Below are 23,380 nucleotides of genomic sequence, written 5' to 3'. Positions count from 1 at the left end.
TTATTTGAAGCCAAGGCTTTTATAGGTTTCTTCGGCGGATTCAGCTTTGTCGGGAGAGGTTGCGGCCTGGCCGGAGGAAAGCTGATCTTCAGAAATAAGCTGGCCGATGTGATGGAAGGCTTCCACCAGTACCGGGTTATTGTTCATATTGGTGAAGGCCAGTGTTTCAGCCAAACGCCCGCCCATATGCCTGTCGAGCGCAACCACGGTTTTGAGAGCTTGGGCGGTATTGGCGTCGTAGTTATGGCCCCACTTTCCGCGCAGATCGCTTTGGCCATTGGCAATCACGGTATCGGCAATCTGCTTGCTGGCCCCGATCTGCCAATCAAGCAGCGCCTGGGCCTGAGATGCGGTAATGCCGTTATCAACGCAGAATCGTTTGAAGTCGCCGCTCACAGCTTCATCGACCTGAAGGCCATCAGGATAGGTGAGCGCCACATCATCCGGCGAGGCTGCGGGGTTGTAGTTCAGCCCACGTTCCAGAATCTTGCGGGCGGATTCTTCGTCTGCAGCGTCCTTGAGCATGTCGCGCCAGGATTCGGGCAGGGTTGCTTTCCAATCGGCAGCAGGAGCTTCCGCATTGCCTGGCTGTGCGGGGTTGCCGTCAGGTTGTGCAGCCGGGGGCGCGGCAGGTGCGGGAGCCGCATTCTGCGGAGCAGGGTCGGACGCGGGCGGCGTAGCTTCTGGGGCCGGGTTGCCGGGGGTAATAATGTCATTCATTTTCATCCTCCTGGGGATTTATGTTTGTAGGGGCAAGGACGGCTACACCGGGCCCGATGCCGTACAGCCCGCAAAGGATGCGAGAGCAGGCTTCGGGGTGGGCCTGTGCGGCCTGCTGCAACAACTGCTCGGCAATGTTGCGCATGCGCATATCGTCCTCGGTGGTCATGAGGCCGCCTGCGCCAAGTTCGCGCAGCAGGCAATCAAACACGCGCACACCGGGTTCGCGGGAAAGGGTGTCGTGCAGATCGCGGCGGTACTGGTCATGTTCTGTCATTACACTTGCTCCTTGCGCTCGGCATCGACGTCCAAGACTTCGCCAGCGACTGTGCCCTGTGTACGCATGTTGCCAAGCTGCGCCGCGATTTGTGCTGTTTGCGCCATGTTTTGCTGTTGCTGCTGTGCTGCCTGGGCTTCGGCCCGTTGCTGGCGTATGGCTGCCACAACCTCGTCGCTGCGTATGATGGACGCGGGAACGCCAAGGCGCTGGGCCAGTTCGTCCACCACCTGGTCACAGTCGAGTTTGTCCACAATTTCAGGGCTGGCTTTGATAACGGGTAACAACAGTTCGAGCAGGCTTTGAATGGCCACAGCGCCGGATTGTTCAAGCATCTGCGCCATTGGCGACATGTACGAAACCTGCAAAGAGGCCCACTGAGAAAGGTTTTCAGGCGGCAGGGGCAGCAGGCCCCAGCGGTCAATCATGCCATACACGCGCTCAATTACAGGGGTAAGCACACGCGGTTCATAGGCTGATACGGTTGGGCCCATAAGCTCGGCTGCACGGCGGCGGCGGTCCATGTATTCGGTCATGGTCATGCCTGCGGGCCGTGTTTCAAGGCTCATGTTGGCGAAAATGTTCGCCTTCATGATGTCGTCAAGACGTAAGGCAATCTGGTTGATTTCTGCCTGAACAGCGGCAATGGCAGGGCCAAAATTGACTTCGTACAGGGCTTTCCAACCACTTGACCCGCTCATGCCTGCGGGAATGATTGCGCCGGGACGTCTGTCCACATGCTGCTTGAGGGTGCCGGGGGCCAGCATGGGCGGGTCAATCATCTTTTCAACGCCAACGGCCTTTCGGGCCTCCCAGCCTTCAATGCCGCGCTGGTCGGTCAGAGCTTCATCACCAGGGCCCGTGCCGTAGACGCCCCGCGCTTCTTCCCATGTGGTGAAAAAGAACGGCATTTCGTGGAAGCCGCCGACCTGAAGGAAGTCTTCGCCGCCGGATTCCTCGTACCAATATGAGCCAAAGGGCATATTGCGGCTGTCGATCTTCGTTGAGTCGCGCTCTGTGCGGGCGCGCACTATATGAACAACATTGATGGGGTCATACGGCTTGGTTTCAAGCTTTGACACTGTGGCGCTGCACAGCTTGTCTTTGCCGAAGCGTTTTTCCATGTCGGTGGGCGTCATGGTGACGCGGCGGGTGACACAGGACAGATTGCGGTCAGCATCAACAGCAACGCAGTATGTGCCGCATGTTTGGCAGCCAAAGCGTACAATAGTTTTCTGGCTGTCTTCGGCGTACAGGAGGGCGCAGGCGAAGCCCATCAGCTCACGGTTGAACGCATGAATGGCCTGGTAGAATCCACCAGCGGACAGAATGGCGCGGATTGTGGCATCCACTGTATCAACATACTCATTGCCGCCAGTGGCCTCTTTGTCTGCCCTTTGCATAAATGCGTGGCGGAACCACGGCGACGACGCCGGGGTTATGGCCTGGGTCATGCCAGCGGCGGCTTTGCCCAAGGCACGCTGGCCAGCATTGTTGAAAAGCCTGCTTTCGCGCAAACCTTCGCTGTCTTCACCCTTGAACAATCCACGCGAGGGCAACAGAAGGCGGCCAAGCTCCTGCCATTGCGGCAGGCGCTTGTTGCGCAGCCCTTCCATGTGGCTTACCAATTGCTTGGCTTGTTTAAGTGTCATGGCTGGCATGGCTATTACCTACGAGCTGCGGCCAAGCAGGGATGCGCCGGAACTGCCAACACTGCCCACAGTGCCCAAGGGAGACGTAAGCAACGTGCCGCCCATTTGCCTGCGGGCGCGGATTTTGCGCTGTTCGTCGTCGCGCACGTTGGTGGCTTCGGCTTCGTGCTCAACCTCACGGGGCGCTGCTTCTGCCTCGTACACCACAGGCGAAGGGGCAGACTGCCCGCCGCCAAAAATAGAACTGACTACACCGCCCATAGTTACCTCACAAAATCTTCACGCCGCAGGGTTGCCACAATGGCGTCACGGCAGCGGGAGGGGTTGTTTTTTGTGGGCATATGGCAGGCCATTGGCAAACGCAGGGGAGAAAAGCTGAATCCCCATGCTTTTGCGGCGCGGGCCACATGCCCATAGTTTGCGGGAAAGATTGCGGCCAGGGAGGCGAGGGGGCGCAGATCGAAAAGCCAGGCAATGGCCTGACTGCCCAGATTGCACCAATCCGCCCTGGCAGAATCAAAAATACAGAAATGGATGCAGCCACACAGGCCCATGACAGGGCTTACCCATACAGCGCCAGCAAGGGTAGTGCCGTTGTAGCCAAGCCCACAAATAGCTTGGGCCGGGTTAATGCCAGCCAACCAATCAATAAAGGTGGGGTCGGCCTTGTGCCAGAGCACCGCGTGGGCCAAGCCCTCGGTCTGCATCTGGTCCCACGGCAGGCGGCGCTGTTCCGGGCTTTTGGCTTCAACAAAGGTGTAGGCTACCATTGCGGCCCCTCTGGGTTATAGCCATAGAGCAGACCGAAAGTATTGCCCGATGCCTGTTCACTCATAAGGCGCTGTGATTCATACTGGCGGGCCAGCTCTTTTTCCACAGGGGTGCGGCTGTCAACAGATTCTGGGAATTCCATATCAACTTGCGGGTCAGCGGCGCGGGCAATGCAGTCAAACATGTCGTCATGGGCGCAAACGGGGAAAGAATCGTATTCTTCTTCTACAAAGATGGGCGTGAAGTTTCTTACAACGCCGTCTTCATCCACAAAATTTGAGACGATGGGCAGATAGAAGCGCCCCTGTTCAAACCACGGAATCAGGCGGCGAATGCGGTCAACCTTGGCAGTGCTGCCGCCCACTTCTTTAATGTTGAAGTGAAAGTTATCGCGCTTCATGACATCTTCTATGTGTTCAATGTCAGACTGCATGCCGTATTTTTCATAATAGGTGCAGACAGGCTTGTACTGACGCACCAGGTCGAACAGGCGCTTGGTGCGCTCTGTAAGATTGAGTCGCGCGCGCAAGCCGTGGATAAGATACAGGCATCCGTCTGCGTTCCAGCCGACAACAGCCATGACGGTGTAGTCACTGCTTTTTTTCTTGCTGCTGGCCGGGTCAACCAAGATGGCCCGGTTCATGCCCTGCCAGTGGTCTTTCTGGCTCTGCCAGTAGCGCAGCCATTCTGCCTTGAAGCCCTGGGCTGAATCAGCCGTGGGGTTTTGCAACATCTGGCAAGCAAAAATGTAGGGGCCGAACTCAATGCGCTTTTCTGCCAGCCGCTGCGGAGAGAGGAAACGGGGGGTGCCTTCCATCGTGCCGTCTTCAGTTGCGGCATAGATGCGAGGTTTGACGCTACCGCCTTTGAGCAGTTCGGCGTAGGTATCAAACAGATGATAGCGGGTGCCAATCATGCGGCGGGTGCCGCCCTCGGCCCCCAGAGCATAGGACAGGCGCAGGCGTTCAGTCGTTTTTTTGATCTGTTCTGGGGTGTTTACTGATTCAGGGGTAACAACGTCGTCATAGACGGTTAAACTGAAGTGGCGGCCAATGGGCTGGCCTTCAACCACGCCCCAGGCTTCAACGGTCATTTCCTTGGCGTTGTTCTGCCGCTTGACCATGATACCATCGTCAAGGCTCCATACGGGGCTTTCAACTTCTGGGCGGGCGTAAAGCACGTCGGGGTAGCACTGCTTCATCACTTCATTGGCTTCAAACTCACGCTTGATCTGACCAAGAAACACTTTGGAATTGGGCCGTGTGTGGCTGAAAAGGCCCACGGTTATTTCAGGATCATTCAAAATGTCCTGAATTGTCAGGGCTACCGTGATAATCGTGCTCTTGTAATGTTCGCGCGCCCAAAGATCGAGATAGCCGTCAGGATTGGCGGCAACTTCTTTGCAGCGGTCAAAGCACCATCCATTATCCGCATCAGCACGGCGCATAAAACGGGTGAGCATAAAGAATAGATCAGCGCGGCCAAGGGCAGCCATAGCTGCCGTGACTGCCTGTGGGCTGTGCCGGTTAGCCTCGCCCAGAATAGTGGCGTAACCCCGTGCGGCTTCGTGCCTGTCAGCAAAAGGAATTATGCGGGGCGGCATTATGCGTCCCCCTGCTGCCCAGGCTGGCCTTGGGTCATGATGCTGTCGAAAAGGTCTTTCACGGTGTCGGGCATGGCAATAGAAACCTGCCCACCGTGCTGAATTTTCATATTTTCCCGGTACTTCTCGGGCTTGTGAGCCTTCAGCAGCACGATCAACAGCGTGTCTGAGAACTTGCGGACAGTGCCGACCTTCACGCCCTTATGGAAAACAGGCTCAAGCCAGCCGTCATATGCACGGCGGCGCGCCTCATCTTCCAGGGCAGACACACCAAGGGATTCAGCTTCGTCCCAAACCCCAGCAAAGGCTGGGTCTGCCTTGCGCTTATTGTAGAGCTGCGTCCTTGAGAGCTTGGCCTTCTTAGCGGCGCGCGTGACGTTCCCGCTCTCAGCAAGCGCGAGTAAAAAGACATCGTCCTTTTTAAGTGTCTTCTGAGGTGTCTTCTTAGTTGCCATCACTGGCCGCCATGATCGTCAAACAGCGTCTCTACGCTGTGCTGTATCTTCGCTTGCCCCCGAAGAATGACGCGGCGCAGAGTGCGCGGCACAGGCAGCCCCAGGCGGATCATGTGGCCCATGACAGAAACGGCATCTGTAGCAAGGAGGTAGGCACAGAACATGTCCAGCAAAGGAAGACTGATACCCATAGAGCGGGAAAGGCTGACGCTGACTGCACCAACCAAGGCAAGATAAAGGCAGTATGTAGGCAGCTTGAGAACGCCACGCCCGAACAGACGGCAGCTAAAGCGCCCTCGCCGCAAGGCCTCCGTCAATCCAAAGGCAAAGTCTGCTGCCCACATGGCACAGACCATCCACACCAGGACCACGTCCCCACCAAAGAACTGAGTGCAACCACCAACCACGGCGCTGATAGCGACCTTTTGCGGCCACCATGCAAGCAAGCTTTGCGTGTAGTAGGCGAGGCCGTCCACTGGCCCGACGTTGTGCTGTATCATCGGCCAAGCTCCACACTGTTAACCGCCTTGCTCCACGCTGATATTCCAGCCTTGTCAGCGTTGCTCTGGTCCAGAGCTTCGCTGTAGCGGGCAATGGCTAGCGTGGCAGCCTTGGAGTATTCGCGCAGGTTGTCAGTGCGCATTAGCGCCTCCGGCAGTTCCGGGTGCGGCGTTGGCTGCATCAGGCTTTCCGGCGGCGTCAGCGCCACCGTCTCCACCCGTGGGGCGCAGCCCGCGACGCAAAGCATCAAGCCAAGCATCATCAGGAAGATCATCTGATACGCCATTGATGGCGTCATATTTCGTCTGGGCATTTTCGTGTGCCTCCTGATAGAGCCTGTCCCGAAGTGATTGCGCTAAGCTGTCAGCCTGACGGGCGGCGCGGAAACTTGTAACTGTCAGTTCAAGCCGTTCAATTTCATCTCCAGCGTTCGACAGCCGCCAAGCCAAAAAGGCATTGGCAAGCAAAGAGATCATGCAAAGGATGACAAGAGCGGCCAGCGCCCGCATCACAGCCCCCGCACGTAGCGCCGCAGGGCATCCACGCGATTGATCCAGCCGCGCAGAAAAACTTGCTGGCTGGGGTTCTTGTCGCCAATGGTCTGGAAGAATTTTTCGCGCTCATCGAGCATGGCAGAGAGAGCTTTGTCAGTGTCAGCCATCTTCATTGCGGCACGAGTAGCGGGCCCCATGATGCCGTCCACTACCAGGGGCTGGCCGTAGGTCACGCAACGGTTGTAGCCGCGCTGGGCAAGTTTGATGGATTGGGCTGGGCCGCTGTTGACCGCAGCGTCATAGAGCACCACGGCAGGGCGCAGGGGAATAAGATCTAGCTTCAGGCGGTCCCAGAACTGCCAGCGGAAAAGGCTGGAGGCCTGAGTTTCGGTCAGGTCGATAATGACCTGGCGCGTGATAGGCAGTCGGATGCCCATACGCTCCAAGGTGTCTCGGTTGGATTGGGATTCGGCAGCGACGCCCTTCAGAAATGCAAGGCTGGCGCCGTATTTGGTTAGGCCCCCGCCATCTGCAGGATGGTCAGATTCTCCACCTTCCCACGTCGCGGTAAATTTGTGAGCAATGCTGAAATTGTCGGACACGGCTTACGCTCCTGTTTGAGCGAAAGCGTAGCATGGGGTTTACACGAGGACGGACTCAGGAGTATCTGAGAAGGTCTGAGGAGTATCTGGGGAGGGGTTGACGTTATTTAAAAATTACACTGGAGCTTTAAATGACACTTGTATCTGCTTGGTATAGTCGAAGTGAACAGGTAAGTAATTCTCTTATGATTGCTTCAGACAGTTGTCTAAGTTATGGAGAAAGATGGACATGTTGTCCAAAGATTTTCCCTTTAAATAGGAATGATTCTGCGATTTGCTTTGCTGGGTCAACATTTTTTGCTTTTCCAATAATTCTTCAAGTTATAAATATGATTAATATGCATGAAAAGATCATGAGTAGGGCTGAAGATATTTGTGATCTTCAATCTTTCATTATAGATCTGTTAAATTCAATGATGGAGAAGAGAAGTTTTTTTTCAACGAATGGCAAACAAGATCCTGATGTGCGTTTCTTATTTGCAGGTTATTCATGGAAGCATTCTGCATTTTATGCTTGGATTTATGAATATAAAGATGATAAATTTTCAAAAAGGCTTGTTATAGATTCAAGTGTTCGTAGTAGTAAACGCTTTGCATTTATTGGAGATGTGGATCGTGAAGTAACCACTGAAGATATACCCCGTGAAGCACAAATTGATCTTTTAAAGAGATTGAAAAAGGCTGGTAAAAAACCAAAAGAAATGACAATGGAGCCATTCGATGTAATAAGGAGTTACATAAATAACAAGGAAAAAACGACAATTGCTGGAAAAATACAATTTGTTAAAATTAATAGACACATGAATGTACAGCCTTTCAACATTATTTCTGTAGTCGATGGTAAGCAAGAGATGTCTCTTTTTGGAAGAGACTTATTGGCTCACGAAAAAAATAGATACTTAGCACTTCATGAAGAAACAAAAGACGTTTATTCATATCCTTTTAGCGAAAAAAAACTGCTATATAATGCTAGTCTCGGCATAGAAAAATAATTCTCCACGCCTGAAGCCTAGCCATCTCCGCACTATATCTCACTTTGCGCCCGTCGCCCTCAACAGCGATGGGCGCGCCTTTTTGTACCCATGCCTTAACAGTCTTTTCGCCCACGCCCATCTCTTCGCAGATTTCGGCCATGTTGCGCAGTATCTTCGGAACATAGCTCACCTGTGCCTGTCGTTGCTCTGTCGTCATGCTCATACTTCCTCCCGACTCAACCCATGCTTTACACGGTCCCGTTCTTCAGCCCGCTTGGCGTTGTTGAACCTGTCCAGATCGCCCACCAAATACCCGGTAATCCTGCGGGTGCGCTCAAAGCCCACTCCCTGTCCAACGAGCTTTGCTGGCCGTGGTTCCGCCTCAACCACAACGCGGTCAGGGTATGCGTAATCAAACATGCGGGCACTCCAGAATTTCAATCTCCCAGCGCGGTTCGTCGGAGTAGTATTTACCCGTGTGCGGCAGGTAGCCCACCACAAGCTTGTCGTCTTCCCAGAAGCGCAGTTTCGACAGACAGTCTTTGACGTGCTTCAGCAAATTGTCGAGGTCGGGCTTCGTGGTGGGGCGCACAACGCCTTTTCTGGCCAGGTTCTTAAACGTCTTTGTCTTGCTGGACGGAATTGGTAGAAAAGCCTTAACGCCCAGAAGCAGTTGCCCCTGAAACGGCTGTGTAGGCTGATACGGGCCGAGCAGGGTCATAAGCGCTTCTTCTTCGGCGGCCTGGCGCTTGTCCTTGTACGTTCTGGAAAAGCCATTCACCACGCCGTGACGCGCGCGCATCTGGGCTTTGGGTACGATTTTGACGACAAGTTTCACTGCATAACCCTCGACGGCTGCTGACGCATATTTTCAATAGCCGCCTGAGCTTCGGGATCACCCCTGAAAGCGGCAAGCACCAGGCAGCCAAGCTGCGGCGTTTTTGCCTCTGGCTCCAGCGGTAGGGCAGGCAAATCCATCTTTACAGGCCGTTCCGCATGCTCCCGCAACACATTCGCAGGGCAGGGAAAGAACGAAGATTTGCGCATGTGAGCCTTGCACGCGGCGATAAACTCTGAGTCGCTGAGGTCGCTGCAAAGCTCATCCCAAGTACTGACCAGCGCCCGCAATTCGTCAGCGTCCAATGGGTGCCGATAGGTCACGGCCATGCGCGCCAATTCTGCCGATATTCTCTGCTTCGTAGCCATGTGAAAACTCCTCGTCTGCTGCGGCGACAAATGCCGCCAATCCCTCAAGATTTTGTCTGTTCTTTTGCCCTTGCGTCCGTGCCACGGGCGGGCCGTCTCTGACCGATGGCGCAGGCTCGACAAACGGCTTATCGAACCAGCCCTTGCCGTTAAGCCACTTGGCCATATTCGGCACTTTGCCGCGCTGCCAGCGGCTATCTTCCTGCACGAGGATCAGGATTGCGTCCCTGATCGCGTACGCTTCTGGCAAAGTCCCGTTGCCATGCAGCCGCATCCACTCGCGCCAAGCTGCCTCTTGCCCTTGCTGCACAGGGTAGACCTGCCAGCAGGATTGGAATGCCCGCCATTGCGGATGCCCCTTGCTGGGGCAGTCTGTGCGCTTCGGCCCTGTGCTTTGTGATATCTCCGAGGGAGGCTCCGAAAAAGGCTGGACGAGTACAGCACTTCCAGATTCTGCCAGCTTCGATTTTTCAACGTCACCCTGATACTGTTCAGGGGTGATTTCTGGCACGGAAGGTGCTACGTGTGCGTGCGCGTTATCCCCCCCCTCTTTGTCTTTATGCGTAGGAGCAGGAGAAGGAGCAGGAGTCGGCGGGACGTTGGACGAACGCGCGACGGTCGTCGGACGGTCGTCGAGCGACCGTTGAACGCTAGTCAGGCGGTCGTATTCTTCTTTGCTTACGGCGTTGATGCCCGCCGCTTTCATCTTGTCGTAGGCTTCGCGGTTTGCGGTTGCCAATCGTGAGAACCGGGCCTTGTCTGAGCGCTCGTCTGCTTCGCTGGCCCATGAGTTATGGTCCTTCCAGTCATGCAAGGCATAGCTTCCAACCATATCGTCAATCCAGACGCCCAGGCAGTAATTGAAGAAAACTCGTTCCTCTCCCTGCCAGTCTGCGGCCATTTCTATATCTTCCCAGTCCATGCCGGAAAGATTGCCGTCTGGCCTGTTCAGTGCGGCCCACGACCAAAGAACTTGTAGAGAGCGCACACCTTCAAGCCCAAGACGTTTTGCCGTTTTGCGCGTTTTTGGATGCTGCCAGAAGCCCACGGAGAGGCGAATATCAGTGTTCATTTGCCACCCCTGGACGTCAGACCCCGCCGCCACTGGCTGAAGCTGGGCACGCCTTCGAACAAGGCTTTGATCTTGGGTGGGCAATCTGATTCAAGGCAGTAGCGCGCCTGAAATTCAGCCTTGGAAAGTTGGCTTTGCTCCGTACGGTCAGAGGGTTGCACATACCATTCGCCAAGCACATATATGCAGTACACAACGATATATGGGCGGCGCTGGGTTATTGCGCGCACGACATAGCGGGGATTAAATTTTGAGAGATCCATCACATATCCCCCCGTGGCAAACTGCGCTCAATGCCGCATGACGGAGCCGGAAAGGGTACATACAGCGCCTCGATGCCACGGCCTACGGGATGTGTTGGAACAGGCAAAGCCTTCAGCACTTCAAACCTGGCTGCGGCTTCTGCCGCGCCCTTGGCCCGTTCTTCCTTGCCCACGGCGTCAAACCCCAAAGCCTGAGCGGCGGCGATGCCTTCGGCCAATGCAGCTTGCAGCGTCTTGCCCTTGGGTAATCTGGAGTGATGCCCTTCCAGCATATGCAGCATGACACGCGCCGCTTGCAGGTATTTTTTACGGGTGCGTTGATCCATAGCTATTTTGCCTCCGCCTTTTGGATGAAGTCGCGCTCGTATCTGGTCATGCTCTCGTCCAGTTCCCGGTGGATGCGGGTCAAAAACTGTCGAACATATGTCGGATGCTCTCCTGCGCGCATGGATTCATGAAAGTCTCGAAGCATCTTGCAATCGTCCAGCATCTCTTCTCGAACATCGTCCTTGTCTGGTTCAGCTTCTCCGACCTCAAGCCTGAATCCAAATTTTGATGGCAGCCAGAGCATGGACATGGGAGGCTCTGCCGGGCGCTCCCCAACACAAAGCCTTGTGAGAGGGAACAGCAAATCAACCTCGACTTTCATGGCGTCGTCTGCGGGATCTAGTTTTCTGTATAGCGACGTGTAGGGCATCCCTAAGTCACGGGCTATGGCCTTCAGCGGTATTTCGCTGTCGTCCACCATCTGCGTGACTGCTTCACTGAGCAGCGCAGGGCAGTTGTAATTATTTGTACGCATATCAATTACTTCCTGTGTTATTCCGTGCAAAGATGGCCCATGTCAGAATCTGAAACCATACTATTCCGCGCCAGCATCACGCCAAAACGTGGCCGCCTGCTTGTAAAAGTCGTGACGCCCCTGCTTCCCAAGCCCCTGTACCGCAGTTATCCGCCAGAGATTGGCGAAGTCGCAGCGATAGAGCGGGCCGTCGGGCACGCCGTCGCGCTGTTTACTGCGCTTGCGCCTGCACAGCCGGTTCGGGTGACGTGGCAGGCGGTGTTGGGGGTTCAATAATTTCAAGTGACCCGCCAGCAGCTTCAACCATGCTCTTCACCAGCGGAAACATGATGGGCTGTCCATCCATTGCGCGGTAGACGGAAGAGCGGTGGACGCCAGCACGTTCAGCGAACTTTCCAACAGGCTCCCCAGACGACTTGAGGTATGATTGAATAAAAATGTCATATTTCATGGACTGATTGTCTCAATTTGGGAACAAATTGGCAAGTCAAAATCTCAGAAAAATATGTTGCAGTTTTGGAACAACCAAGGCAGATAATATGATTATGAGTACCTACGATGAAATTGCCAATGGCCTGAGGAAGTATGCCGAGCGGATTGGAGGAAAGGCCAATCTGATGCGGTTTCTTGACGCGAAAAAAGCGACTATTTACCGCGCCCTTGACGACGAAGACCCGGCGCTACCTGCGCCGGATGTGCTGTGCGAATGGCTGGACAAAATTAATGCCCAGGTTTCATTCCCCGGCGAGGAACTTGACGACTATGTCATGATCCCAAAGGTCAAAGCTGTAGCTGGTGCAGGGGCAAGCCTTGAAACGAATGGCGATGTCGCAGGGTTTTACGCATTCAGAAACGAATTTTTGAAGCGCGAACATATCAACGGTAAAAACTCCGTCATGATGGTGGTGCGCGGTGACAGCATGGAGCCTCTTATTAAGGAAGGTGACACCATCCTGATCGACCAGAATGATAAAACGCCACAGGACGGGCGCATCTTTGTTGTCGGCCTTGGTGAAGAGCTGATGGTCAAGGTTCTGCAAAAGATTCCCAACGGCTGGAATATATGCTCAATCAACGAGCGATACGCGCCACTTTCCGTGCAGGGCGATGAAATGGAAACATTTCGCGTTTATGGGCGTGTCAGGTGGTTTGGGCGTGTTCTATGATGAACGCTTTATGTGTATATGAACAGATGCGAGAAAAAAATGGCAAATCATAGAAAGACAATGCAGGATTCGTTGAATGGGCAACGCACTTTTTTGAGTGGTATCAATAACTCTGGTGATGAATTTCCGCAAATAAAATCAATATGTTTTAAGTATAGAGAGTATGGTGATCTGCCTCAATATTGTTATAATCGACAAGGAGATTGTGACAGAAATGGATATGAGGATATTATAGATAATAAATATTTAATTGGTGAATATTTAGATTGTAAAAATGAAAGATGTAATAATGGTGGGTATCGCATAAGGTTTATTATTCGAGAAATGGTCAGGAGAAAAATAGAACATCAAGATGGGACAATTTATTGTATCGGGAATGAGGGATCTCCAGGTGGTAGAATTAAAGGGCATATATGTTCAAATTATATAAATTACAAAATAGATATTTCTTACAGTTAGCGTAGTTGAAAAAAGTGCTTTTACTCGGCCCGAAGTTTTGCTCTGAGTCTGGCGTCTTAGGTATGGCAGTTGTTTTGAGGGCATAAAAGCGAAAGTTAGTCCCACCCCATATTTTTTATTTATAATAGATAGTTGAATGTAAAAATGTCGCAAAAAAAGCTGTTTTAGTCCCACCCCCCCCCCCCCTGAGTCCCAAGTTTTAATAAAAAACTAAAGGAAACAGAATGTTATCGAAAAAAGATCTCGAAATCCTAAGTGGAACACAACAGCTCAGTTTATATAAGATTGAAAAGCAGATTGAGCATGACGGCGTAGAGATGGGTGTCCTTGAAAATGGGATGCCTTATCTATCTGAAAATGGTTTAGCCAGAATGTGCGGCATAGATAGGAGGGCTTTAAACCGCTTAGCTGAAAACTGGATTGAGGAAAAGGAAAAACCTCGTGGAAAAATCATAAATTCAATTCTGCTAGAATCTGGCTACACGGATAACGATCTGTATCTGCCATCAAAGTTCGATAATTCAGATATTCATGCCTACACAGAGCCAGTTTGTCTGGCAATTCTAGAATATTATGCCATTCATAGCGACGATAAACGACCAGAAGCGATTCGTGCTTTTCGAGCTCTCGCAAGACAATCCTTCAGAAGCTTTATCTATGCTGCAACAAAATATTCCCCAGAGCAGCGTAAATTAGATAGTTGGAAGAACTATCACGACCGCGTGAGTATGTTAAAGGACGCTACGCCAAAAGGATTTTTTGGAGTGTTTAATGAAATGGCGATGATGATTGTTCCGATGATCGACAACGGGGTGTATGTTTCAAGTAAGCTCGTTCCAGATATCTCGGTAGGCCTTGAATGGTCCAAGCATTGGAAGAAAAATAACCTAGATGAAACGTATGGGCAGAGAACCCGCTATCATCATAGTTATCCAGACTATTATCCCCAGGCAAGATCGAACCCGCAGGAATCTTTTGCCTATCCAAACGCAGCTATTGGAGCATTTAGGGAATGGCTGATTGATAACTATGTGGCTGACAAGTTTCCCAAGTATGTCGTTTCAAAAGTTAAAGACATGTCTGTGTCGTCTAAGGATGCCCGCCTAGCGATAGCCGCGTTTACTCAAAAAAAGGAATTGCGACAATAACCCACTTAGCCAACTCAAGATTTTCACCGCCCCTCACCGAGGGGCTTTTTTGTGCCCGCTGATCTGCGGGATTCTCTCATCTGGAAAAATTTTTATCATTTTAGTTTCTGTATTGCAACAAATGCCTTGACCTATCGTCTCTGTTTTGAGACACTGGCTTTGCGAGACGGGAACGGCGGCGAAAACGCGAGGCACAGCCGAGCAAGTAGCAACAACGCCGAAACCGGGGAGCGCGGATTGAGCAGGATTCCAGAGGCCCGAACGACACACGGCCCATGCGGCACGGTGGATCAGTAGGAAACCGCGAGAGAAGCTCGGAGTAGGGGAACTGGCCCGGTGCAGAAGGGGCGTGGACGGGTAAAAGCGGCTGAAAATAAGGCCGCAGCGCATTGCGCACCGGAGCGACGGGGGCCGAACCGACCAACAAGGCCATGAATATCTAACAGGTTACATCGAATTTATTTCTGACCGCTCCGGCGCGTACCGGGGCGGAACTGGAAGAACTTCAAATTGGCAAGCGCTCCACGCTTTCCCTGTGTTCCCCGTGGTAGCGCAGGGCCGGGTGCATTGTGTGTCCGGCTTTTACATCTCCCGACATCCATGTCGGTTTACATACACAGGCCGGGGGTAATTCCCCGGCCTCAACTTTTACGGGGGCCGCTATGAGCGAAGAGCTTTACACGCCTGAGAGTGATGATCTGGAAATCCTCAGCTCAGAAAGAATCTGCGGCAATTGTCGCTTCTGGGATCGCTCAGAAGCTATGGCGGTCCCTGTGTATGACCGCAACGGCATCCGGCGCGGTGAGCTTGCCGTGTGCCCCTGCAAACGCGCAGCGGTTGAAGCTGATGCTGGCGTGTCCGTAACCCTTACGGCAAAAAGTGGCCGCTGTGACAATCACGCAGACGCCTTCGAGCCTGATTCTGATTTTCTCGACGAGCTGGCGAATCCGCCGTGCTGCAAAACTTACGGAATCCACCCCGGCGTGGACTTTCCGGCAAGCCTACAGGGGAGGGCGTATGTTTAATAATGTACAACTTGCATATTTGAGCGATTGGCTGCGCGCCGTTGCCTTGGCTGGCCTTGTCCCTTTGGTGCTGGTGATCTGCAACAGACTGATAGGGGGCTGAAATGCTGTACGAGCTTAATCCGCTGAAGAACTGGCGCGGCTGGCTGGTGGCTCTGATTTTGATTATTCCATTCGCAATTATTTGCACGCTCGACGGGCCCAAAGAGCAGGCGGCCTATGCTGAGGCTGCAAAGAAAATACAGATGGAGCGGGGGAGATGACCCGCTCAGAATGGCTAGCGTTGCGTCGCTCTGGGCTTGGCGGCTCAGATATGCCGTCAGTTTTGGGGGTGTGCCCGTATGGCGGTACACCCCTTGGAGTGTGGCGGTCTAAAGTGCTGGGCGCGCAAGACACAGAACCGTCCGCAGACATGCAGCGCGGTAATTTTCTTGAGCCGATTATTCGTGATCTGTACGTGAAAAAGACAGGCTTTCAAGTACAGCTGCCAACCCTTCAACGTCACAGCATCGAAACATGGGCCATAGCGAACCTTGACGGGTTGATTATTCCAAATTTGCCACAGCTTCCGGGCGTTCTTGAAATTAAAGCCCCTCGGCTTGGAAAATTCATAGCCTTTGAAGAATACGGCGTTCCGGCAAACTATCAAATCCAAGTGCAACACTACATGGGTGTGACGGGCTTAGAGTGGGCTGATTTTTGTGCATGGAACGCAGACGCCTTTCGGTTGCTCATTGTCCGCATTGAACGCGACAATGCTTTGATACGACTGATGTGGGAAGCTGGAAGGGAGTTTTGGGAGCGCCATGTTTTGACTGGCATACCTCCCGATGCAGGCAGTGCGCCAATGGTAAAACTTTCAAGCCTTTCTCCAACAGTCTGCAAAATGGATTCACCAGAATGGATGATGGCTGCTGGTGTTTGGCGAGAAGCAAAGAATATATTGAAAGAGGCAGAGGCCTATGAAGGGTCATGCCGTGAACAACTGGTAAAGATGGCCATTGAAACGGGGAAAGCAAAGGCGCGAGGCTTTGATGTATCCGTGAGTATTGACAAAAACGGCGTTCCGCGAGTGCGGGATAACATGAAGGAGCAAGCGGCATGAGTCAGGCACTCACTCCCGAAATTTTGAGTAGCAACGATGCTAACATGGTGGCAATCCAGCCACCGACAGCAATTGATCCGGCAGCAGTGGCGGCAGCTGAAGAGGCAAAAGCCTTGGTGCAGGCGGCCTATACGATGGCCCTGCATCGTCCAAGAAACTACATGCAGGCGCGACAGCGCATACTTGATGCTTGCAAGCGCCCAGCATTCGCCGCGGCTGTTGAATACGCCAAACCCGTGGGTGGCAGCACAGTGCGCGGGCCGTCAATTCGATTTGCCGAGCTTGCTATACAGCAGTGGGGCAATATCCGTGTGGACACGACAACCACGTTTGAAAATGACGAGTTCCGTAAAATTCGTGTCCAGGTTCTTGATCTTGAAACAAATTCTTGTTTCGGGAAGGTCATTACTGTCTATAAAACCGTTGAGCGCAGAAACGGTACTGGTCGTGAAATTATCAGGAGCCGAACGAACACCAACGGGCAAACCGTTTTTATCGTCCGTGCCACCGAGGAAGAGCTTGCCGTGAAAGAAGCGGCTGCAATTTCTAAGGTGGTCCGCAATGAAGGGCTTCGTCTTATCCCACAAGACATAATAGACGAGGCATTGGAAGCGGCGAAGGCGGCGCGGCGCGGTGATGTATCTGATCCGCAGGAGCGTATACGTAAAGTCTGCGATTTGTTTTCAGCCATGCGTGTAACTCCTGAAGATCTGACCTTGTACTTGAGATGCCCGATTGACAAGGCAAGCCCGGCGCAAATTGATGATCTGCAAACCGTGTATACCGCAATTCGCTCTGGTGAAGCGAAATGGTCTGATTACGTACAGTATGAAGATGCCAACCCAGAAAGTGGGACTGCAAACACCGCAGAAAAGCTAAAGGGCAAGTTGTCTGGGGTAAAGGCGGTTGGCGGCAAGGTTACCAATGGGCCGACCAGCACAGCAGAAAATGGGCCACCGCCTGCAAGCCAGGAGCGTACCATCTCATGCCCACGCAAGGACGGCGCGTCTGTACCTGAAGACGACTGTTTCTACTGTCCTGAGCGTGAAAATTGCCCCGAGCTTACCCCAGCAGTTCAATCTTAAATTTCCCACCTCACACACCCCCACAAAAGCCCGCGGCGTTCCCCATGCGTCGCGGGCGCTTTTTTAGGAGATCAACATGGCCAGAAAGAAAGCTAAGGCTCTGCCGCAGCCTGAACCGGAAATGTTCACCATTTATGGCGACATTATACAAGAAACAGAAGAAGCCATCCTTCTTGCTTGCAATGGCGATGAAGTTTGGTTGGCCAAGTCTGAAATTGAATATGCCGGGGAACGCGGCGACATAAATGTTGAAGTGACGCTGCCCGATTGGCTGGCCGAAGACAAAGGGTTGGTGGACGGGCAGGGATACGTAAAGGCTTTCGGTGAAGGGGAAGAAGCCGCGTCAGAGCCTGCCTCTCAGTCCACCGTATCCATCACCCTGACCATCCATGCCGTTTCTGAGGACGGTGAAGCCGCCACTGTTGAAGATCGCCACGGCAATACGGCTGACCTGGCCACGACTGATTTCACGCACGACGCTGACAGCTTGAACATCGGTGACACGCTCCTTTGTAGCGTTCTGGCCAGCGCCATTGAGCCAACCGACCTCTGCCCTGACGAAGTCTCAAGCGAAGAAGCTGTCGCTGATGCGCCTGGGACGTGGCGTAAGCATGATGTCCATTGGCTCAAGCGTGATACCTGCACCAAGGCGTTTCCGTTGTCTGACGAAGACAAGATTGCCCTGGGCAAGGAGATGTCCGCAGCCCAGGCCAGGATTGACATGCTCGAAGACGAGCTTGCAGATACGCGGAAGGAATACAAGGCAAAGATTGATGCGGAACAAAAGCGGTTGAGCAAAGCCGCTGCTGAATTCCGCAGGGGCAAGACTGAGCCGCAAGACGTGCTGTGCGACGTGTACCAGGACTTTGATTCCGGCGAACTTGTCTACGTCACGGCGGACGATGTAGCTGAAGAAATCATGCGCCGCCCCATGACCACAGACGAACGTCGCCCGACGCTGTTTGACGGCCCGCCTGACAGTGGCAAAGGGCATTCAGCGCCCTTGGGCGAAGATCCTCGTAAAAAAGGAACTACGGAGCAGACGCCGCAGACGTGGGGGCATACCTGCATTAACTGTGCACGCATCGACGACGCGGCTGACGGCACACAGGCTGAAGAATGCGCTAATTGCGCTCAGACCGTTGAGGGCGGCCTGGACAACTGGACGCCGCGCCGTGAGTGCCCCACATGCAATTACAAAAGCATGGCGGTCACAATGCCCCCGTGCAGTACTTGCATGCGCAACCCCGAAGCGGCAGACGGCGCCAGTGATGATAATTGGATCACGGACGGCGTGAACGAAGTTCCTGCAGAACAGCCACCCGTGGCTCTGGAGCCGTCGGCAACTGAGTCCGCCATCCAGTGAGCGGTTACGACAACCCGAACCGCCCTGAGTGGCAAGGCAAGAGCAAAACTAAGAACTTTGCCCGCATCTATGCCTCATGCAAGGGCGAAAGGTTGAGTGACGGCAAACCGTCCCGCGCCTGTAAAAAGTGTGGGACGGTCAGTAAAAAGAAAAAATGCCCCATTTGCGGGTGTGGGCTGTTTAACAAACTATGATCCCTTACCTCACCTCACACAACAGGCGGCATCTGGACGGTGTCGCCTGAAATTGTGTGGTGAACATGCCGCCCACTGAGGCGGCTTTTTTATTTCTGGAGGCACAATGCAAACACAGATGAACCTGATTCCCATACTTAATCCCAGTGAAGCGCCGTCAGGGCATTATGCCGTGCTTAAGTCCAGCGTTGTGCCTCTTGATTGCAACGAAAACATTTGTCGCCATTGCGACTGGCGTCCTGAGTGCCAGAAAAACAACCACCCGGTAATGTGTATGCCATATGAAGTTTTGACTCCAGACGGCCGGACACTACGGCGCATGGACGGATGCAGTGTGGTTTTCAAACGTAAATAGCCTCACGGTGGGCCGCGCATACCGACAACGCGGAAGGGATTTCCTATGCCTGAACAAATCAAGGCGTATCGCTGCAAGTACAGGTGCGGAAAAATTGGCACGCAAAAGACCAGGATTAAGGCGCATGAGGCGTGGTGCTTCCGTAATCCGCAGAGCAGGTCATGCTTTACATGCGACCATAATGCAGAAAGTGGGTGTTTGAAGCTTGAAATATCATTCACAGTTTTCAAACTGCAAACTCTCTGCATGTACTACGACAACGCCGCACAAGGGATTAATGGCGTTTCCGCACCAACGCACACACCCAAACCGGATAGATATATCAGCCCGCATCGACAGTTTGAAATAAGCGCCACGGAGGCCATCCATGAGCACACAACTGACGCCAGCCCAAGAACTGCGCGTGTTTGATAAGGCGCTGGACGCTCTGGCCTTTAAGGTCGCTGAGTCCTGCTTATTGTTGGATTGCCCTAACCCCGAAAAATTTGACCCTGCCGGAAAGCGCATAGACCCGTCACCGACTCTGTGCGCGGGGTGCTACCGCGAATGGGCAGTGAACAAGGCCATGAAAGAGATGGAGGCCAGCCATGACTAACACGACCACGATAACGCCGGAAGAGCGGGCGAGACTGAGGGAACAGGCGGACAAATCTTACCTCCTGCCGCTGGATGAAGACGAGGTGCCGAGCGTAGGCTTTGACGGGCTAACTGATGACAGGATTGCCTACATAGCAGCCGCTTGCAACGCCGTGCCGCGCCTACTCACCGCCTTGGAGGCCACCGAGGCCGAGGTGCGCAGGCTGCGGGACTACATGTCCGCCCACGATACATACATAGACGCCTGCTCTGCGGAAGGTGCAGCACGCCGGGGTGGCAATGCCTATAACATTTTACAAGCCCGTGCGTCCGTTGCCGAGGCTTGGGAACAGAAAGAAGCCGCCCGCCGCGCCGTGGCTGAAAGTGACCTTGGACAGGTGAAAAGCATGAGCCGCAAAGAATTTATCAAGTTATATCAAGGTGATTGGGACGAAGCCTTACGCCGAGAAGAGGCCTCAAGGGAGCCTGAACGCCGCGCCGTGGCTGAATCGGAGGTGAAGATATGAACCCTCCTTTGAAGCCTTGCCATAGGTGCGGAGCGCCTGCGCTGGTGGAGAGTTGCAATACCGATGAAGCGTGGAGAATTGTCTGCTCTCGTGATGGCTGCTCCTGCAAGCCCATAAAATATCGGCCCGAAAACAGTCGGTCGCGCGCATGGGCCGTGCAGACGTGGAACAAGCGCGCCGTTGCTGCGGGCGAGGGGGAGTAATGACATTCCTAGACCTCTGCGCAGGCATAGGGGGCTTCACTATGGGGCTGGAATGGGCAGGGATGGAATGCAAAGGGCAGGTGGAAAAAGATGAATTCTGCACAAAGGTTCTCGAAAAAAACTGGCCAGACGTTCAACGGTGGCGTGATGTGTGCGAATGCGCTGCCTCTCCGGACCTCCTCCCGACAGTTGACCTTATTGCCGGCGGATACCCTTGCCAGCCTTTCAGTCTTACCGGGAAGCGCAAGGGCAAGAGAGATGACCGCCACCTCTGGCCGTTCTTTAAGCAGATCATTGCCGCAAAAAGGCCCACTTGGTGCTTGTTTGAGAATGTTGCTGGACACGTCACGATGGGGCTCGACGATGTGCTTTCTGACTTGGACATCCTTGGATACTCCGCATGGAGCATGCTTATTCCAGCTTGTGCCATCAATTCCAAAGACAGACGCGGACGGGTTTGGATTTTGGCCCACACCTTTGGCAACCAACTACAAAGGGGGCCGCTTGAAACCACGCCGCGGTGTAACAAAAAAACAAGCGCTAACGAACAACTGGCAGGATTTCTGCTCACTGGTGATCGGGCATCGGTATCCCTCGCCAGAACTTACAGAAGCGGTCATGGGGTTCCCAACGGGGCACACCGAAATAAAGCCCTAGGGAATGCGGTTAAACCACAGATGGCATGCGAATTAGGCTGCGCGATTATTGCTGCTCACTACGGGAGGGAAGGATGAAACTTATGCATTTAGGGCTGTCCAGAGATGGGCGGACAAATCGTTGGAAAATCATATGTGCTTGCAGCGCTGAAATTCTCCCGCCAACAACGATCTGTGCAACACAGCAGGTTGAATGTAATAAATGTGGCGCAATTATATCTGCCGACTACAACGCGCAAACAGTGACCTTGGTTCGTGATGGCGAGGAGCACCAGCCATGCCCGTCTTAGACCTCGTGCTCGCTCACCACTGGTACGACAAAATAGCCAGCGGCGAAAAGCGGCACGAATACCGTGAGATCAAGCCGTACTGGACTCAAAGACTCTTCTCCAAGCCCTACAGCACTGTCCGCTTCCGCCGTGGGTACACGGCAACTACGATGGAATTTGCACTTGTCGGCATTGACGTAATAACCGAACCAAACGACCTCAACTTGCCACGCTGTTATCGGCTCACGTTGGGGGAGAGGATGGCGGGGCCCATTCAAGAGCCTGCTGAATAAAAAGCCCACCCCAACGATAGGGGCGGGCCACCGCAGCCCCACAGGGAAACAGGGGCTGTTCAAAGAGAAACCACATTGTCAGTAAAACGGCAAGAGCATTAGAGGTAGTATAATGGAAAAGAGTGAAATTTCTAATGAGGCTCAGATACTACTTGGCGCTACAGAGGTGCGCGCCATGCTTGGCGGTATGCCCAGAGCAACATTTTACAGGTACATAAAAAAAGGGATCATCCCACGTCAGCAATACTTAGGATCAACACCAGTATGGCCAAGGGATGTTGTTGAGAATTTAATCAAAAACCTTCCTCATTCGCCAGATGCAAGGGCTCGTAACTCATCGAGGTAGTCAGCCCATGCTTGCATCATTTGACGGCGCTCAGGCAAATATTCGGCCCGGTTGTAAGCACCCCGAACTGAACTTTTTTCGACATGGGCAAGCTGGCGCTCGATAACATCGAAGCGCCAGCACCCCTGTTCATTGAGCAGGGTAGAGGCCATACTCCTGAATCCGTGAGCCGTCATTTCGTCAGACGTGTAGCCCATTCTGCGCAACGCGCAATTCACACCATTTTCCGAAAGCGGCCGCGTTTTATTATGCTGCCCTGGAAAAACATACCGCCCTCTTCCTGTCAGGGCACGTATTCCCTCCAAAACTTCGATGGCTTGCCTTGAAAGCGGGACAATATGTTCTCTGCGCAATTTTGTCTTCTCCGCTGGCAACAACCATTCCTTCTCTTTCCAATCTATTTCATCCCATTCCGCATGCCTAATTTCACCTGGACGACAGAAAGTCAAAGCAGAAAAAACAAGGGCAGCCCGTACAATCGCAGAGCCCTTATATTCATCAATAGTAAGTAGTAGGCGGCCAACTTCAGCAGGGCGTGTAATCGCAGCGAAATGCTTAGAAGTATACGGTACAAGCGCGTCCCTAAGATCTCTGCATGGATCTGACAGGATGATTTTTGTAGCGACCCCATAGCGAAAAATCATAGAGCAAATCCCCAGAACTCTCTGGGCAGTCTCGTAGGCTCCACGCGCTTCAATAGATCGCAGCATGGGGAGCACATCGTGGGGAGTTATGCTTTCGAGTGCCTTATCGCCAAGTACTGGGTAGACGTCTAGCTCAAGTCGCCCCAGAGTTGTTTTTGCATGGCTATCAGACCATATGTTCCCCATGTTGGCACGCCAATCTTCCGCTACGCTTTTGAAGGTGATCGAATCCGCTTTTGGTGTATTTTTATAGTCGGATGGTGGCACTCCTGCGCGCAGGCTCTTCCGATATTCGTCTCGTGCCTCGCGTGCCTCATCAAGGCTTACATCCGGCCACGGCCCAATCGTAAGCCTGCTCTCTTTGCCTCCAAACGCATACTTGAATCGCCAATACTTCCCACCAGCTTTGGTTACCTCTAGATAAAGCCCCTTCTCATCGTAGAAGCGTTCAATCTTGCCTGTGGATTTTATTGTTCTCAATTTTGCAACAGTCAGGGGCATACGAAACCTCTTGGGGTCAAAAAACGGGGTCAAAAAAATAATTATAGATCAATTGACCCCATTTTTGCCC

The 23,380-nt window shown here is 53.2% G+C and carries 33 protein-coding genes; 12 read left to right on the top strand and 21 right to left on the bottom strand.

The window, feature by feature from the left end:
* Genes HNQ38_RS09770 through HNQ38_RS14385 form a run of 11 tightly spaced genes read right to left on the bottom strand, consistent with a single transcriptional unit; the run spans position 1 to position 7,075 of the window.
* Positions 1 to 720, bottom strand: a complete 720-nt coding sequence (locus HNQ38_RS09770) for a hypothetical protein (RefSeq protein WP_183719932.1) — start codon at positions 718 to 720, stop codon at positions 1 to 3.
* Positions 713 to 997 carry a hypothetical protein gene (locus HNQ38_RS09765; protein ID WP_183719930.1) on the bottom strand — a complete coding sequence of 95 codons (285 nt, stop codon included), beginning with the start codon at positions 995 to 997 and terminating at the stop codon, positions 713 to 715. The genes HNQ38_RS09770 and HNQ38_RS09765 overlap by 8 nt, the downstream gene beginning before the upstream one ends.
* On the bottom strand, positions 997 to 2,649 hold the full coding sequence (locus HNQ38_RS09760) for a portal protein (protein WP_246388089.1): 1,653 nt from the start codon (positions 2,647 to 2,649) through the stop codon (positions 997 to 999). Before HNQ38_RS09760 ends, HNQ38_RS09765 begins: the two co-directional genes overlap by 1 nt.
* A gap of 18 nt (positions 2,650 to 2,667) precedes the next feature.
* Complete coding sequence (locus tag HNQ38_RS09755) at positions 2,668 to 2,910, bottom strand: hypothetical protein (RefSeq protein ID WP_183719924.1); 243 nt, start codon at positions 2,908 to 2,910, stop codon at positions 2,668 to 2,670.
* A gap of 2 nt (positions 2,911 to 2,912) precedes the next feature.
* A complete protein-coding gene (locus HNQ38_RS09750) occupies positions 2,913 to 3,419 on the bottom strand; it encodes a hypothetical protein (RefSeq protein WP_183719921.1) in 507 nt (168 codons plus the stop codon).
* On the bottom strand, positions 3,413 to 5,023 hold the full coding sequence (locus HNQ38_RS09745) for a hypothetical protein (RefSeq protein WP_183719918.1): 1,611 nt from the start codon (positions 5,021 to 5,023) through the stop codon (positions 3,413 to 3,415). Before HNQ38_RS09745 ends, HNQ38_RS09750 begins: the two co-directional genes overlap by 7 nt.
* Positions 5,023 to 5,478: a terminase gene (locus HNQ38_RS09740; RefSeq protein ID WP_183719915.1), complete on the bottom strand. Its 456-nt coding sequence runs from the start codon at positions 5,476 to 5,478 to the stop codon at positions 5,023 to 5,025. The genes HNQ38_RS09745 and HNQ38_RS09740 overlap by 1 nt, the downstream gene beginning before the upstream one ends.
* A complete protein-coding gene (locus tag HNQ38_RS09735; protein WP_183719911.1) occupies positions 5,478 to 5,978 on the bottom strand; it encodes a phage holin family protein in 501 nt (166 codons plus the stop codon). Before HNQ38_RS09735 ends, HNQ38_RS09740 begins: the two co-directional genes overlap by 1 nt.
* Positions 5,975 to 6,121, bottom strand: coding sequence for a hypothetical protein (locus HNQ38_RS09730; protein WP_183719908.1), 147 nt, complete (start codon positions 6,119 to 6,121; stop codon positions 5,975 to 5,977). The genes HNQ38_RS09735 and HNQ38_RS09730 overlap by 4 nt, the downstream gene beginning before the upstream one ends.
* Positions 6,111 to 6,488 (bottom strand): hypothetical protein, encoded by a 378-nt coding sequence (locus HNQ38_RS09725; RefSeq protein WP_183719905.1) that lies wholly within the window; start codon positions 6,486 to 6,488, stop codon positions 6,111 to 6,113. Before HNQ38_RS09725 ends, HNQ38_RS09730 begins: the two co-directional genes overlap by 11 nt.
* Positions 6,488 to 7,075, bottom strand: a complete 588-nt coding sequence (locus HNQ38_RS14385) for a glycosyl hydrolase 108 family protein (RefSeq protein ID WP_183719902.1) — start codon at positions 7,073 to 7,075, stop codon at positions 6,488 to 6,490. Before HNQ38_RS14385 ends, HNQ38_RS09725 begins: the two co-directional genes overlap by 1 nt.
* Positions 7,076 to 7,206: 131 nt before the next feature.
* On the opposite strand from HNQ38_RS14385, the gene HNQ38_RS09715 reads away from it, so the two are divergent.
* Positions 7,207 to 8,067 carry a hypothetical protein gene (locus tag HNQ38_RS09715; RefSeq protein WP_183719899.1) on the top strand — a complete coding sequence of 287 codons (861 nt, stop codon included), beginning with the start codon at positions 7,207 to 7,209 and terminating at the stop codon, positions 8,065 to 8,067.
* Here HNQ38_RS09715 and HNQ38_RS09710 read toward each other — a convergent pair.
* The 9 genes from HNQ38_RS09710 to HNQ38_RS09670 all read right to left on the bottom strand — a co-directional run bounded on the left by HNQ38_RS09710 (position 8,045) and on the right by HNQ38_RS09670 (position 11,843).
* Complete coding sequence (locus HNQ38_RS09710) at positions 8,045 to 8,272, bottom strand: MerR family transcriptional regulator (RefSeq protein WP_183719896.1); 228 nt, start codon at positions 8,270 to 8,272, stop codon at positions 8,045 to 8,047. The two genes, HNQ38_RS09715 and HNQ38_RS09710, sit on opposite strands and share 23 nt — an antisense overlap.
* On the bottom strand, positions 8,269 to 8,469 hold the full coding sequence (nrdD, locus tag HNQ38_RS09705; RefSeq protein ID WP_183719893.1) for an anaerobic ribonucleoside-triphosphate reductase: 201 nt from the start codon (positions 8,467 to 8,469) through the stop codon (positions 8,269 to 8,271). Before nrdD ends, HNQ38_RS09710 begins: the two co-directional genes overlap by 4 nt.
* The gene (locus HNQ38_RS09700) at positions 8,462 to 8,887 is read right to left on the bottom strand and encodes a RusA family crossover junction endodeoxyribonuclease (protein WP_183719890.1); all 426 of its coding nucleotides are present in this window, start codon (positions 8,885 to 8,887) and stop codon (positions 8,462 to 8,464) included. The genes nrdD and HNQ38_RS09700 overlap by 8 nt, the downstream gene beginning before the upstream one ends.
* Positions 8,884 to 9,255 carry a hypothetical protein gene (locus HNQ38_RS09695; protein ID WP_183719887.1) on the bottom strand — a complete coding sequence of 124 codons (372 nt, stop codon included), beginning with the start codon at positions 9,253 to 9,255 and terminating at the stop codon, positions 8,884 to 8,886. The genes HNQ38_RS09700 and HNQ38_RS09695 overlap by 4 nt, the downstream gene beginning before the upstream one ends.
* On the bottom strand, positions 9,182 to 10,327 hold the full coding sequence (locus HNQ38_RS09690) for a hypothetical protein (RefSeq protein ID WP_183719884.1): 1,146 nt from the start codon (positions 10,325 to 10,327) through the stop codon (positions 9,182 to 9,184). Before HNQ38_RS09690 ends, HNQ38_RS09695 begins: the two co-directional genes overlap by 74 nt.
* Complete coding sequence (locus tag HNQ38_RS09685) at positions 10,324 to 10,590, bottom strand: hypothetical protein (RefSeq protein WP_183719881.1); 267 nt, start codon at positions 10,588 to 10,590, stop codon at positions 10,324 to 10,326. Before HNQ38_RS09685 ends, HNQ38_RS09690 begins: the two co-directional genes overlap by 4 nt.
* Positions 10,590 to 10,916: a hypothetical protein gene (locus HNQ38_RS09680; RefSeq protein ID WP_183719878.1), complete on the bottom strand. Its 327-nt coding sequence runs from the start codon at positions 10,914 to 10,916 to the stop codon at positions 10,590 to 10,592. The genes HNQ38_RS09685 and HNQ38_RS09680 overlap by 1 nt, the downstream gene beginning before the upstream one ends.
* Positions 10,917 to 10,918: 2 nt before the next feature.
* Positions 10,919 to 11,392, bottom strand: a complete 474-nt coding sequence (locus tag HNQ38_RS09675; RefSeq protein WP_183719875.1) for a phage regulatory CII family protein — start codon at positions 11,390 to 11,392, stop codon at positions 10,919 to 10,921.
* A gap of 211 nt (positions 11,393 to 11,603) precedes the next feature.
* Complete coding sequence (locus HNQ38_RS09670; protein WP_183719872.1) at positions 11,604 to 11,843, bottom strand: hypothetical protein; 240 nt, start codon at positions 11,841 to 11,843, stop codon at positions 11,604 to 11,606.
* Positions 11,844 to 11,931: 88 nt separating this feature from the next.
* Here HNQ38_RS09670 and HNQ38_RS09665 point away from each other — a divergent pair, with 88 nt between their 5' ends.
* The 11 genes from HNQ38_RS09665 to HNQ38_RS09615 all read left to right on the top strand — a co-directional run bounded on the left by HNQ38_RS09665 (position 11,932) and on the right by HNQ38_RS09615 (position 21,335).
* On the top strand, positions 11,932 to 12,558 hold the full coding sequence (locus tag HNQ38_RS09665; RefSeq protein ID WP_246388088.1) for a S24 family peptidase: 627 nt from the start codon (positions 11,932 to 11,934) through the stop codon (positions 12,556 to 12,558).
* A gap of 39 nt (positions 12,559 to 12,597) precedes the next feature.
* A complete protein-coding gene (locus HNQ38_RS09660; protein WP_183719869.1) occupies positions 12,598 to 13,017 on the top strand; it encodes a hypothetical protein in 420 nt (139 codons plus the stop codon).
* A 224-nt stretch (positions 13,018 to 13,241) separates the two neighbouring features.
* On the top strand, positions 13,242 to 14,165 hold the full coding sequence (locus tag HNQ38_RS09655; RefSeq protein WP_183719866.1) for a BstA C-terminal domain-containing protein: 924 nt from the start codon (positions 13,242 to 13,244) through the stop codon (positions 14,163 to 14,165).
* Positions 14,166 to 14,827: 662 nt separating this feature from the next.
* Positions 14,828 to 15,190: a hypothetical protein gene (locus HNQ38_RS09650; protein ID WP_183719863.1), complete on the top strand. Its 363-nt coding sequence runs from the start codon at positions 14,828 to 14,830 to the stop codon at positions 15,188 to 15,190.
* Between the two features lie 104 nt (positions 15,191 to 15,294).
* Positions 15,295 to 15,453, top strand: a complete 159-nt coding sequence (locus HNQ38_RS09645) for a hypothetical protein (protein WP_183719860.1) — start codon at positions 15,295 to 15,297, stop codon at positions 15,451 to 15,453.
* A complete protein-coding gene (locus HNQ38_RS09640; RefSeq protein ID WP_183719857.1) occupies positions 15,450 to 16,295 on the top strand; it encodes a YqaJ viral recombinase family nuclease in 846 nt (281 codons plus the stop codon). Before HNQ38_RS09645 ends, HNQ38_RS09640 begins: the two co-directional genes overlap by 4 nt.
* Positions 16,292 to 17,380 (top strand): hypothetical protein, encoded by a 1,089-nt coding sequence (locus HNQ38_RS09635; protein WP_183719854.1) that lies wholly within the window; start codon positions 16,292 to 16,294, stop codon positions 17,378 to 17,380. The genes HNQ38_RS09640 and HNQ38_RS09635 overlap by 4 nt, the downstream gene beginning before the upstream one ends.
* A gap of 76 nt (positions 17,381 to 17,456) precedes the next feature.
* On the top strand, positions 17,457 to 18,746 hold the full coding sequence (locus HNQ38_RS09630) for a hypothetical protein (protein ID WP_183719851.1): 1,290 nt from the start codon (positions 17,457 to 17,459) through the stop codon (positions 18,744 to 18,746).
* Between the two features lie 916 nt (positions 18,747 to 19,662).
* Positions 19,663 to 19,890, top strand: a complete 228-nt coding sequence (locus HNQ38_RS09625; RefSeq protein ID WP_183719848.1) for a hypothetical protein — start codon at positions 19,663 to 19,665, stop codon at positions 19,888 to 19,890.
* On the top strand, positions 19,883 to 20,398 hold the full coding sequence (locus HNQ38_RS09620) for a hypothetical protein (RefSeq protein WP_183719845.1): 516 nt from the start codon (positions 19,883 to 19,885) through the stop codon (positions 20,396 to 20,398). The genes HNQ38_RS09625 and HNQ38_RS09620 overlap by 8 nt, the downstream gene beginning before the upstream one ends.
* A 202-nt stretch (positions 20,399 to 20,600) precedes the next feature.
* A complete protein-coding gene (locus HNQ38_RS09615; RefSeq protein WP_183719842.1) occupies positions 20,601 to 21,335 on the top strand; it encodes a DNA cytosine methyltransferase in 735 nt (244 codons plus the stop codon).
* A gap of 790 nt (positions 21,336 to 22,125) precedes the next feature.
* Here HNQ38_RS09615 and HNQ38_RS09610 read toward each other — a convergent pair.
* Positions 22,126 to 23,310: a tyrosine-type recombinase/integrase gene (locus HNQ38_RS09610; protein ID WP_183719839.1), complete on the bottom strand. Its 1,185-nt coding sequence runs from the start codon at positions 23,308 to 23,310 to the stop codon at positions 22,126 to 22,128.
* Between the last annotated feature and the right edge of the window lie 70 nt (positions 23,311 to 23,380).

Source organism: Desulfovibrio intestinalis (assembly GCF_014202345.1).
In the GTDB taxonomy this organism is placed as follows: Bacteria; Desulfobacterota; Desulfovibrionia; order Desulfovibrionales; family Desulfovibrionaceae; genus Desulfovibrio; species Desulfovibrio intestinalis.
Note: the sequence above shows the minus strand (reverse complement) of the source record. Positions and strands in the feature narration are given on the sequence as shown.

Excerpts from the sequence above, each read along its gene's own strand:
- HNQ38_RS09665 (WP_246388088.1), top strand. The coding sequence starts at position 11,932 with ATGATTATGAGTACCTACGATGAAATTGCCAATGGCCTGAGGAAGTAT.
- HNQ38_RS09625 (WP_183719848.1), top strand. The coding sequence starts at position 19,663 with ATGAGCACACAACTGACGCCAGCCCAAGAACTGCGCGTGTTTGATAAG.
- HNQ38_RS09715 (WP_183719899.1), top strand. The coding sequence starts at position 7,207 with ATGACACTTGTATCTGCTTGGTATAGTCGAAGTGAACAGGTAAGTAAT.
- HNQ38_RS09725 (WP_183719905.1), bottom strand. The coding sequence starts at position 6,488 with ATGCGGGCGCTGGCCGCTCTTGTCATCCTTTGCATGATCTCTTTGCTT.
- HNQ38_RS09610 (WP_183719839.1), bottom strand. The coding sequence starts at position 23,310 with ATGCCCCTGACTGTTGCAAAATTGAGAACAATAAAATCCACAGGCAAG.
- HNQ38_RS09645 (WP_183719860.1), top strand. The coding sequence starts at position 15,295 with ATGCTGTACGAGCTTAATCCGCTGAAGAACTGGCGCGGCTGGCTGGTG.
- HNQ38_RS09655 (WP_183719866.1), top strand. The coding sequence starts at position 13,242 with ATGTTATCGAAAAAAGATCTCGAAATCCTAAGTGGAACACAACAGCTC.
- HNQ38_RS09750 (WP_183719921.1), bottom strand. The coding sequence starts at position 3,419 with ATGGTAGCCTACACCTTTGTTGAAGCCAAAAGCCCGGAACAGCGCCGC.
- HNQ38_RS09675 (WP_183719875.1), bottom strand. The coding sequence starts at position 11,392 with ATGCGTACAAATAATTACAACTGCCCTGCGCTGCTCAGTGAAGCAGTC.
- nrdD (WP_183719893.1), bottom strand. The coding sequence starts at position 8,469 with ATGTTTGATTACGCATACCCTGACCGCGTTGTGGTTGAGGCGGAACCA.
- HNQ38_RS09740 (WP_183719915.1), bottom strand. The coding sequence starts at position 5,478 with ATGGCAACTAAGAAGACACCTCAGAAGACACTTAAAAAGGACGATGTC.
- HNQ38_RS09635 (WP_183719854.1), top strand. The coding sequence starts at position 16,292 with ATGAGTCAGGCACTCACTCCCGAAATTTTGAGTAGCAACGATGCTAAC.
- HNQ38_RS09745 (WP_183719918.1), bottom strand. The coding sequence starts at position 5,023 with ATGCCGCCCCGCATAATTCCTTTTGCTGACAGGCACGAAGCCGCACGG.
- HNQ38_RS09680 (WP_183719878.1), bottom strand. The coding sequence starts at position 10,916 with ATGGATCAACGCACCCGTAAAAAATACCTGCAAGCGGCGCGTGTCATG.
- HNQ38_RS09730 (WP_183719908.1), bottom strand. The coding sequence starts at position 6,121 with ATGCGCACTGACAACCTGCGCGAATACTCCAAGGCTGCCACGCTAGCC.
- HNQ38_RS09690 (WP_183719884.1), bottom strand. The coding sequence starts at position 10,327 with ATGAACACTGATATTCGCCTCTCCGTGGGCTTCTGGCAGCATCCAAAA.
- HNQ38_RS09670 (WP_183719872.1), bottom strand. The coding sequence starts at position 11,843 with ATGAAATATGACATTTTTATTCAATCATACCTCAAGTCGTCTGGGGAG.
- HNQ38_RS09630 (WP_183719851.1), top strand. The coding sequence starts at position 17,457 with ATGGCCAGAAAGAAAGCTAAGGCTCTGCCGCAGCCTGAACCGGAAATG.
- HNQ38_RS09765 (WP_183719930.1), bottom strand. The coding sequence starts at position 997 with ATGACAGAACATGACCAGTACCGCCGCGATCTGCACGACACCCTTTCC.
- HNQ38_RS09770 (WP_183719932.1), bottom strand. The coding sequence starts at position 720 with ATGAATGACATTATTACCCCCGGCAACCCGGCCCCAGAAGCTACGCCG.
- HNQ38_RS09710 (WP_183719896.1), bottom strand. The coding sequence starts at position 8,272 with ATGAGCATGACGACAGAGCAACGACAGGCACAGGTGAGCTATGTTCCG.
- HNQ38_RS09615 (WP_183719842.1), top strand. The coding sequence starts at position 20,601 with ATGACATTCCTAGACCTCTGCGCAGGCATAGGGGGCTTCACTATGGGG.
- HNQ38_RS09640 (WP_183719857.1), top strand. The coding sequence starts at position 15,450 with ATGACCCGCTCAGAATGGCTAGCGTTGCGTCGCTCTGGGCTTGGCGGC.
- HNQ38_RS09695 (WP_183719887.1), bottom strand. The coding sequence starts at position 9,255 with ATGGCTACGAAGCAGAGAATATCGGCAGAATTGGCGCGCATGGCCGTG.
- HNQ38_RS09760 (WP_246388089.1), bottom strand. The coding sequence starts at position 2,649 with ATGACACTTAAACAAGCCAAGCAATTGGTAAGCCACATGGAAGGGCTG.
- HNQ38_RS09620 (WP_183719845.1), top strand. The coding sequence starts at position 19,883 with ATGACTAACACGACCACGATAACGCCGGAAGAGCGGGCGAGACTGAGG.
- HNQ38_RS09685 (WP_183719881.1), bottom strand. The coding sequence starts at position 10,590 with ATGGATCTCTCAAAATTTAATCCCCGCTATGTCGTGCGCGCAATAACC.
- HNQ38_RS09660 (WP_183719869.1), top strand. The coding sequence starts at position 12,598 with ATGGCAAATCATAGAAAGACAATGCAGGATTCGTTGAATGGGCAACGC.
- HNQ38_RS09755 (WP_183719924.1), bottom strand. The coding sequence starts at position 2,910 with ATGGGCGGTGTAGTCAGTTCTATTTTTGGCGGCGGGCAGTCTGCCCCT.
- HNQ38_RS09650 (WP_183719863.1), top strand. The coding sequence starts at position 14,828 with ATGAGCGAAGAGCTTTACACGCCTGAGAGTGATGATCTGGAAATCCTC.
- HNQ38_RS09735 (WP_183719911.1), bottom strand. The coding sequence starts at position 5,978 with ATGATACAGCACAACGTCGGGCCAGTGGACGGCCTCGCCTACTACACG.